The sequence below is a fragment of the Nitrosomonas sp. GH22 genome, assembly GCF_009833115.1.
GTDB classification, from domain to species: Bacteria; Pseudomonadota; Gammaproteobacteria; order Burkholderiales; family Nitrosomonadaceae; genus Nitrosomonas; species Nitrosomonas eutropha.
In genome coordinates this window covers 1-1,348 of the sequence record NZ_QRCA01000079.1, presented here as the reverse complement: position 1 = coordinate 1,348, position 1,348 = coordinate 1, and the positions used below count along the sequence as shown (strand labels likewise).

At 60.5% G+C, this 1,348-nt stretch carries 2 protein-coding genes; one reads left to right on the top strand and one right to left on the bottom strand.

What is annotated here, in order from left to right:
- A partial coding sequence (locus ABF86_RS13155) for a biotin/lipoyl-binding protein (RefSeq protein ID WP_160803668.1) occupies window positions 1-719 on the bottom strand: 719 nt, incomplete at its 3' end.
- Between the two features lie 146 nt (window positions 720-865).
- On the opposite strand from ABF86_RS13155, the gene ABF86_RS12415 reads away from it, so the two are divergent.
- The gene (locus ABF86_RS12415) at window positions 866-1,279 is read left to right on the top strand and encodes a TetR/AcrR family transcriptional regulator (RefSeq protein WP_160803667.1); all 414 of its coding nucleotides are present in this window, start codon (window positions 866-868) and stop codon (window positions 1,277-1,279) included.
- Window positions 1,280-1,348: the final 69 nt, after the last annotated feature.

Genomic DNA, 1,348 nt, shown 5'->3' with positions numbered 1-1,348 from the left:
GTGATCGCCAAGGCGTACACAGGCCTCTGTGGCGTAGCCATGTCGCCCGGCTCCAGCAGGCGCGAACGCACCACGGCGTTGGATGGCGAGACCAACCGACCCTGCGAAACCTGATGTTGCAGCAGTGCCAGTTGCGCCTCGGAGGCTTTCAGCTGTGCCTCGGCGGCGGCGATGTCTTCCTTGCGCGGGCCGATTTCGGTCAGGCGCAGCGCGTCGCGCTTTTGCGCGGCCTGCGCATCCGCAACCTGCGCGGCTGCCCTGGCGCGATCCAGTTCCTGCACGCTAACCCCACGATTATCCGTATTGGCCGCGATACTTTGCAGGCGAGCCAGATCCTTGCGCGCGCGCTCGGCATCGGCTTGCGCGGCGACATAACCACTTCGCGCCTGCGCCAGCTCCTGCGGGCGCGCACCGTTCTTCAAGCGCAGCAGGTTCTGCTGCTGCACGCCGATCTGCGCCTGCGCCTGTTCAGCCTGCAGGGCCAGCGTTCGGGTGTCGAGCGTGGCCAGCACCTGGCCGGTCTTCACGGCATCGCCTTCATCGACCTTCATGTCGGCCACACGGCCACTGCCATCGAACGCCAACGACACCTGCCGAATGTCCACGTTGCCGTACAGCACCAGCGTGCCGTCGTGACCTTTGTCCCGCTGCTGCATCCAGGCCCATGCGCCGAGCGCCAGCACCACGATAAGACCAAAGGCAATGAGAGGCTTCTTCATGTCAAACGATCCAGGAAGTCGAAATAGAGGCTATGCGATGCACTGCACTGCACTACACTACACTACACTACGATAACACTAAATTGATTTTAATCTTAATGTAGGCGACAATGCAAGCTGTATGTGCCGCTCTGGACGATCGAGGAATGAACAAACCTGCACGCGGACTTCGCTCGGATGGCGAAGCCACAAAAACACGAATACTGGAGGCTGCGGGCGAACTATTCGCCACGACGGGATACGCCGAGACACCCAATAAGGCCATCGCCGCCCTGGCGCAGGTGGATCTGGCATCCCTCAACTACCACTTTGGCAACCGCAGCGGTCTGTACCAGGCTGTATTGACGGAGTCTTACGGTCAGGTACTAGGCCTTGCCAACCTGAAGCAGCTTACCGGCAGTGAGTTGGCTCCAGCGTCAAATTTGCGTGCGCTGATCGAGCAGTTGGTCTGGCACGCCAACCAAGAGCCTCAAGCGTGTCAGTTGCGCGTCCTGGCCCGTGAGATGCGGGCGCCAACTTCGCATCTGCAGACACTCTTCCAGAACGATGCACAGCCCTAGGTGGCGCTATTGACGCTCACGCTCAATCCCATCACCCATATCCTCGCTGAAGAATCCGACTTGACTTGT